Source organism: Desulfococcus sp., from assembly GCF_050178255.1.
In the GTDB taxonomy this organism is placed as follows: domain Bacteria; phylum Desulfobacterota; class Desulfobacteria; order Desulfobacterales; family Desulfococcaceae; genus Desulfococcus; species Desulfococcus multivorans.
The window spans coordinates 53,175-60,709 of the sequence record NZ_JBFXGG010000009.1; the positions used below are offsets into that span (position 1 = coordinate 53,175).

7 protein-coding genes are annotated in these 7,535 nt (G+C 56.7%); 4 read left to right on the top strand and 3 right to left on the bottom strand.

The window, feature by feature from the left end; all coding sequences use genetic code 11:
• Positions 1-211 precede the first annotated feature (211 nt).
• The 3 genes from ndk to AB7S84_RS03515 are packed head-to-tail and all read left to right on the top strand — an operon-like array spanning position 212 to position 2,246.
• Positions 212-634: a nucleoside-diphosphate kinase gene (gene ndk, locus AB7S84_RS03505; RefSeq protein WP_020876865.1), complete on the top strand. Its 423-nt coding sequence runs from the start codon at positions 212-214 to the stop codon at positions 632-634.
• Positions 631-1,419, top strand: a complete 789-nt coding sequence (locus tag AB7S84_RS03510) for an RNA methyltransferase (RefSeq protein WP_428152936.1) — start codon at positions 631-633, stop codon at positions 1,417-1,419. Before ndk ends, AB7S84_RS03510 begins: the two co-directional genes overlap by 4 nt.
• Positions 1,410-2,246, top strand: coding sequence for a fumarylacetoacetate hydrolase family protein (locus AB7S84_RS03515; RefSeq protein ID WP_428152937.1), 837 nt, complete (start codon positions 1,410-1,412; stop codon positions 2,244-2,246). The genes AB7S84_RS03510 and AB7S84_RS03515 overlap by 10 nt, the downstream gene beginning before the upstream one ends.
• On the opposite strand, the gene AB7S84_RS03520 is transcribed toward AB7S84_RS03515, so the two are convergent.
• From AB7S84_RS03520 to lnt, 3 genes are all read right to left on the bottom strand, one after another.
• Positions 2,221-2,811, bottom strand: a complete 591-nt coding sequence (locus AB7S84_RS03520) for an HD domain-containing protein (RefSeq protein ID WP_428152939.1) — start codon at positions 2,809-2,811, stop codon at positions 2,221-2,223. The two genes, AB7S84_RS03515 and AB7S84_RS03520, sit on opposite strands and share 26 nt — an antisense overlap.
• A gap of 64 nt (positions 2,812-2,875) precedes the next feature.
• Positions 2,876-3,974 (bottom strand): peptide chain release factor 2 gene (gene prfB / locus AB7S84_RS03525; protein ID WP_428152942.1). Its coding sequence is split into 2 segments (ribosomal slippage): positions 2,876-3,904 and positions 3,906-3,974, totalling 1,098 coding nucleotides; the frame shifts between segments, so codons are not numbered across the junction.
• On the bottom strand, positions 3,964-5,571 hold the full coding sequence (gene lnt, locus AB7S84_RS03530; protein ID WP_428152944.1) for an apolipoprotein N-acyltransferase: 1,608 nt from the start codon (positions 5,569-5,571) through the stop codon (positions 3,964-3,966). The genes prfB and lnt overlap by 11 nt, the downstream gene beginning before the upstream one ends.
• Positions 5,572-5,982: 411 nt before the next feature.
• On the opposite strand from lnt, the gene cooS reads away from it, so the two are divergent.
• A partial coding sequence (gene cooS / locus AB7S84_RS03535) for an anaerobic carbon-monoxide dehydrogenase catalytic subunit (RefSeq protein WP_428152947.1) occupies positions 5,983-7,535 on the top strand: 1,553 nt, incomplete at its 3' end.

Below are 7,535 nucleotides of genomic sequence, written 5' to 3' on the forward strand. Positions count from 1 at the left end.
TGTTATCATATAGGAAACTTGTCAAATTATAACGCTATCTTTTCACGACGGCCGTTTTCAGATGCCGCCCTGGGGCTTCCCTCCCATCCGGGACTTAACATAACATCTTGATTTTTATATAAAGTAAAAGCTTTTGTTGTCGGTTGACTTGCCATCCGCCTTCTGATATGGGACCATGGAACTTACAACCCATGAAAGGAATCGCTACGTCATGACTGAAAGAACTTTATCCATCATCAAGCCCGACGGAGTGGCCAGGGGACTGATCGGAGAGGTCGTCAAGCGCTTTGAATCGGCGGGCATCCGCATCGTCGCCATGAAGATGGTTCATATGACCCGGACGCAGGCCGAAGGATTTTACGCTGTTCACCGGGAACGCCCGTTTTTCGACAGCCTCACGACGTTTATGAGTTCGGGGCCGGCCGTGGTCATGGTCCTCGAGGGCGACAACGTCATTGCCAGAAACCGCGAACTGATGGGCGCCACCAACTTCAAGGATGCCGCGGAAGGGACCATCCGAAGGGATTTTGCCACGGACATCGAGAAAAACGTGGTTCACGGATCCGACGCCCCCGAAACAGCCGCTTTCGAGATCGCTTATTTTTTCAACCAATTCGAAATCGTCGGCGGATGACCGAAACCGTCAAGCTGAAAAACATCACCATCGTCCTGAACCAGCCCCGGTATCCCGAAAATATCGGGGCTGCGGTCCGGGCTATGAGAAACATGGGCATCGACAGGCTTATCGTCGTTGACCCCCGGGATTACGATCTCGAAAAAATTCGGAAAATGGCCACCCACGGCTGTCTGGATACAGTAGCGGCCATCCAGCGCCAAACCGATCTGAAGGCGGCTCTCGAATCGTTTCATTACGTTATCGGCACCACCGCACGCCTGGGAGGGCAACGTCGCACCGGAAAACCCGACGCCACGGCCAAGAAAATCGTCTCAATTTCCCAGGAGAACCAGGTGGCCGTCGTCTTCGGGCGAGAGGACCGAGGGTTGTCCAACGAGGAGCTTCGGCTGTGCCACGAACTCGTTCATATCCCCACTGCCGAGTTTTCTTCCCTGAATCTGGCCCAGGCGGTCATGATCATGTGTTACGAGCTTTTCAACGCCTGTGTCCCGTCAAAACCGGCCTTCACCCCGCGCATGGCCCAGCGGCGCGAGTTGGACGCCATGCTCGACCAGCTCAGGGATATCCTCATCCGGATCAGCTACATCAACCCCGAAAACCCGGACTACTGGATGCACCATCTGCGCCAGTTCTTTACGCGTATCCAGGCGCGGGCCCGGGAGGTCAGCATCATTCGGGGTCTGATCCGACAGGTTGATTGGTATGCCGAAAAGCGCTACCGGGACGGCCGCCGTGACGAACGGAACCGGATTATGGGTAAAGGAGCAGCGGAATGCGACTGATACGCTTTGGCGATGCCGGAATGGAAAGACCCGGTCTTCTGAAGGCCGGAAGGATCGTCGACCTGCGTAAACACTTCCCGGATATCCCCGACATCGGGGAAGATTTTTTTGTCGGGGATTGGCTCAAGAAGGCAGCAGCCCTCTCGGCGCCCGGCGAGACGATGGCGGTCCGACTCGGCCCACCGGTTCATCGTCCGTCAAAGATCATCTGTCTGGGCAAAAATTACCTTGAACACGCCCGGGAAGGCGGATTCGAGCCCCCTACCGCACCACTCCTGTTCGCCAAGGCCCCGAGCAGCCTTACCGGACCGGCCGACGTCATCCTTCTGCCGGCCTCCAGCGGTCAGATTGACTGGGAGGTAGAATTGGCCGTCATCATCGGGAAGACCGGAAAACGGATCGATCGGCGTCGCGCCTTCGAGCATATCGCGGGGTTCGCCGTGATGAACGACATTTCAGGACGGGAGGCACAATTCGGAGACGGGCAGTGGTTCCGCGGGAAATCCTTCGATACCTTCGCCCCCCTGGGCCCGGCTGTCGTGACGCCCGACGAGCTTTCGGACGTCAACGATCTTCGACTCGAAACATGGGTAAACGGTCGCGTTATGCAGACCGGAACCACCCGGGACATGATCTTCGATATTCCTTCAATCATCGATTACGTCAGCCGGGACATCACCCTCATTCCCGGAGACATCGTCTCGACGGGCACCCCTTCCGGTGTCGGCATTTTCAGAGATCCGCCGATAACCCTTGCGGACGGCGACATCGTGGAATGCCGCATCGAGGGTATCGGCACCATCAGGAATCGCGTGACGGCCCAATAGGCAACATCGCTTCCAGGTCCGCGGGATCATAACCCTCAAATCGAACGGCCCAGGAACAGAAGATCGCCGTCTTTTCAGCCCCGAATCGGGCCAAGTCCCCAAGAATCGTCGTCATCGGCTTTTCAGCGGCGTTCCCTTTGCTGTAAAATTTGTCGGCATAGGCGATGATCTGTTCTTCAAGGGTAATAGGGCGCATATCCCTTCGGGGAAGGGGAAGGAACTGCCGGATAATGTCGTCAACAGTGATGCCCACCCCGACATGACGCTCGCATACCCCGGCATGGCGGAAGAGCCCCTTGTGTTCAAGGAGCTCCCGCCCAAAAACCCCATGACAGACATAGGGGTGGATCCCCCGACAACCGATTCCGGGAGCCCAGGTCATGAAAATGCCGATATCGTGGAGCAGGGCCGCTGCTTCGATGAAGGCCGTGTCGGGACGCTGGTCGGTCAGGCCTCGGGCCACGGTCACGGCCTTGGCGGCGACCTGTTCACCGTGGCGGACCAGGGTCCGGTAGAGCCCCGATCCCGGCCTGTAAAACTCGGAGATCACATCATAAGGATTCATGGTTCCCGGGAGACTTGCTTCAGTCGGTTCACCCCGCCGAAATTTACGGCGAGGTGCACCTCCCTCAGGATTTACGGGCCAGGAGGACGCCTTCGATGAACTCGTCGATATCCCCATCGAGGACGCTGTTCACGTTACCGACATCCAGTCCGATTCGGTGATCCTTCACCATCTGGTAGGGATGGAGTACATAGGAACGAATCTGGTTGCCCCATGCGATGTCGTCCTTTCCGGCGGTCATCTCCTGGATTTTTTCATCCTGTTTCCGTTTTTCGAATTCATAGAGGCGGGAGCGCAGGACCTTCATGGCCAGATCCTTATTGCGATGCTGGGATTTTTCCTGCTGACACTGCACCACGATCCCCGTAGGCAGGTGTGTCAGCCTGACGGCGCTGCTGGTCTTGTTGACATGCTGTCCTCCGGCGCCGCTCGCCCGGTAGACATCCACCCGGAGATCCTTCTCATCGATATCGACGACAATCTCATTGTCCAGTTCCGGAAAAACAAATACCGAGGCAAACGAGGTATGTCGCTTTCCCCCGGCATTGAAAGGTGAAATCCTCACCAATCGATGGATCCCCTTTTCGGACCTGAGATACCCATAAGCATAGCGCCCCTCGGCCGTAAACGTGACACTTTTGATGCCGGCTTCGTCCCCGGGTTGCAGATCGATGATTTCACTCTTGTAGCCTTTCCGCTCCACCCACCTGGCGTACATTCGAAACAGCATCTCCGCCCAATCCTGAGCTTCGGTTCCGCCGGCGCCGGCATTGATGGAAACGATGGCGCTGTTCTCATCGTTCTCACCGTCAAGCATGAGGTCCAGGGAAAATCTTTTGATCCGATTTTCAAGGGCGAGGATGTCCCGCGCCGCTTCGGCCTCGACCCCCGCATCGTTTTCTTCCAGAGCCATGTCCAGGAGCAACTCCCCGTCCTCCAGATCCTGAACGAGCTTTCTGTATTCATCGACCTTGTGGGCGATGGAGGTGCGTTCCTTCAAAATCAGCTTGCTTTCCTCGGGATGCTCCCAAAACCCTTGAGCCGCGCTGATCTTTTCAATTTCCGCGAGGCGTCTCTCCTTTCCCGCCAGGTCAAAGATACCCTCTTAACTGTCCGAGTTTGGCGTGCATATCCCTGATCGTCTGTTTCATTTCAACGTTCATGTTTTTTCCTCCTGAAAATTTCCCTCATTATCGTTATTAAGGTAATCCCGAGACAGGTCGCCGCAAACCAGTCTCCCGTTCGGGTGTAAACAGTTTTTTCGGACAGTACCGGCAGATTCTGCGCCAGAACGGCATCGACAAAGAGCGGCGTCATACCGCCGATCCGCCCCGTAGGATCCACGAATCCGCTGATGCCGGTGTTGGCCGATCGAATCAGCGCCCGTCGGTTTTCCACCGCCCGGAAAACCGCCATGGAGAAATGCTGATAGGGTGCGCTGCTGCGGCCGTACCATGCATCATTGGTGACGTTGACCAGAATCCCCGCATCGTTTTTTGCGGCGGCTCGAGCCAGGTCCGAAAAAATGATTTCGTAACAGATCAGGATTCCGATCCTGATGTCGGATCGATCCGCCGCCGGAAACAGTCTTCCGGCGCCCTCCACAACAAGCGTTTTTCCCATTTCTCCGGTCTTGAAATCACCCACATGAGCCACCAGTTTTCGGACAAACGGCAACCATTGCCTAAGCGGCACATATTCCCCAAAGGGCACGAGATGCACCTTGTCGTATCGCCCCGTCGGCCGACCGTCGGGTGAAATGAGGTAGGCACTGTTGTAATAGGCGATATCACCGTTTATCTGTTCGAAGGCCGGACTGCCGATGACGTAATAAGCGCCGCTCTCCCGGACGCCCCGGACAACGCGTTCGGTCAGCTTCGGCTCGTTCAGAAAATAAAAGGGAACGGCGGTTTCGGGCCAGACCACGAGATCCGCCTTTGGAGTGATGCTTCGGGATAGGATCAGGTATTTCTCGACGGTCTGCTCCTGAAAGGCCGGATCCCATTTAATCATCTGGTCGATGTTGCCCTGAACAACGGCAGCCCGGAGTGTCGGTGCCGCGGCCACGGCCTGTCCTGTGGCCTGAAGGCGAAAAACGCCGTACCCCCACACCCCGACGACGGCTGTGAGAACAGCCGCGAGACCGCTCAGGACATGGCGCCCCCTTATCGGTCGTCCCTGCCATGGACGCCGGGTCAATGCGGCGAACGATAGAAAAAGAACGGCATTCCCCATCACCACCAGGAAAGAGACCCCATACACACCTGATATATCGGAAATCTGGATAAGATGCAAATGCCGATATTGGGAATACCCTAAAAGTTCCCATGGAAACCCGGACAGAAGAGAGGCACGGAGATATTCCAGCCCTGTCCAGAGCATCGGAGCCGCCGCCATGGCCGGGGCGACTCCCGGAATCCTCGCTAACGCCGCGGCGAAGACGCCGATATAGAGGGACAGATAGGCGGAAAGAAGGAACAGCGGCGGAACGGCGAGGTACCAGGGCAGCCCGCCGTAGGTCCGCATGGTGTGGACCAACCAGTAAATCAGGGTCAGGTAATGGACCATTCCCGTCACCATTCCTCGACGGAAAGCGGTCCGGACGGAGGCGCCCTTCAGTGCCGTCAGCAACGGCACCAACGCCGCCCATGCGATCCAGTCCAAATCGACATCGGGGTAGGCGGCAGTGAGCAACAATCCCGCCCCTGCGGCAAGAAGGTCGTCGGTCCGTTCGACGAAATATCGGTTCAGCGTTTCCATGGGTTCCCAAATATCCGCACGAGATTGTCGTGGATGTTCCCCTCTGTAAAATTTTGCGATGGGTTATCCAACACATGCCCGGGACTGTCAACCCCAATGCCGAAGGATCGCCACACGTCGGGTCTATCCCGCCTGAATTTTGTTAAAATTTTGATTGACAAGGCCGACGCTTTCCTCTAAATTAATTAGTAACAATTACTATTAAGAATCAAGTGCCTGTAATCATCAAAAATATCCCATATAATCATATAAGTGCGACAATCCCTCCATGGCGTTCAATGCTATGGATGACAGCATCCCGAAAAAGCGCATACACAGTGCCGGATTTTGCCTGACAAGTTTAAAAAGCGCGGTTCAGCCCCGCGTATCGGCTTTTCAACCAAACATAATCTTTCCACGAAGGGAGAAAACATGGCAGAGAAAAAAATTTCCAAAACCATCGAGGCACCCGTCAATCTGCGAGACCTCACCATTTGCGACGCTACGGTTCAGATGCTGGAGAAGGCCCGGCGTGACGGCGTCGAGACCGCCTTTGATCGGGCGATATCCATGAAGGCCTGCCCCATCGGTGCGGACTCCGCCTGTTGCAAGCACTGCTCCATGGGCCCCTGCCGCTTGAACGCCAAGGATCCCTACAGCAAGGTCGGCGTCTGCGGCGCGACCATCGACACCATCATGGCCCGAAACTTCGCCCGAATGGTTGCCTCCGGCGCTGCCGCCCACACTGACCACGGTATGGGTATGCTGGACGTATTCCGGGAGGTCGTCAACGGTCATATTACGGATTATCGCATCAAAGACGTCCAGAAGCTGGAGCAGGTAGCCCAGTCCATCGACATTGAGATCGAGGGTCGCACCCCCGAGGATATCGCCAAAGACCTCTACGCCGAGCTCGAAAGAACCTACACTCAGGTGGAGGGCGAGATTCCTTTTGCCAAACGCGTTCCGAAAAAAACCCTGGAGCTCTGGCGTAAACATGACATGGTCCCGAGGGGCGCCATGCGAGAAATCATGGAGCTGATGCATCGGACCCACATGGGCGTCGACCAGCACTATGAAAATATCAACAAACAATGCAGCCGGACGGCCTTGTCCGATGGTTGGGGCGGCTCCATGGTGGCCACCGAGATTTCCGACATCCTCTTCGGCACCCCCAAGCCGGTGGCGGTAGAGGTCAACATGGGCGTCCTCAAGGAGGACCATGTCAACGTCATCGTCCACGGTCACGAACCCAACATGTTCGAATCCATGCTCGTTTCCGTCAACGAGCCGACCCTGATCCAGGCGGCCAAGGATGCCGGCGCCAAGGGCATCAACCTGGTCGGCATGTGCTGTTCGGGCGCGGAAATGATGTCCCGCCACGGCGTTCCCCATGCCGGCAACTTCATGTCCACCGAGGCCATTCTGGTCACCGGCGCCGTCGACGCCATGGTCGTGGACGTGCAGTGTATCAAGCAGGGGCTGGCCAAGGTCGCCGAATGCTACGACACGCCGCTTTTCACCACCAACTACCGGTGTCACATAGAGGGTGCTACCCACATGCAGTTCCATGAGGACCGACCCAGCGAGTGCACCGACGAACTGGTCATCAAGGCCATCAGCCGTTTCAAGGGACGTACCCGGCCGATTGAGATCCCGAAAATGCGCAACATGGGCATCCACGGCTTCTCCCACGAATACATCAACTATATGCTGGGCGGCAGTTTCCGAGGCTCCTACACGCCGTTGAACGACAACATCATCAACGGCCGGATCCGCGGCGTCGCCGGTGTTGTCGGTTGCACAAACCCGCGGGTAAAGCACGACTGGGTCCATGTCGAAATGGTCAAGGAATTAATCCGAAACGACGTTCTCGTCGTTCAGACCGGGTGCTCCCAGATCTCTCTGGCCAAGGCCGGGCTGCTGACCCCCGAAGCTGCTCACCTTGCGGGTCCGGGTCTGAGCGAGGTCTGTGAAACCGTCGG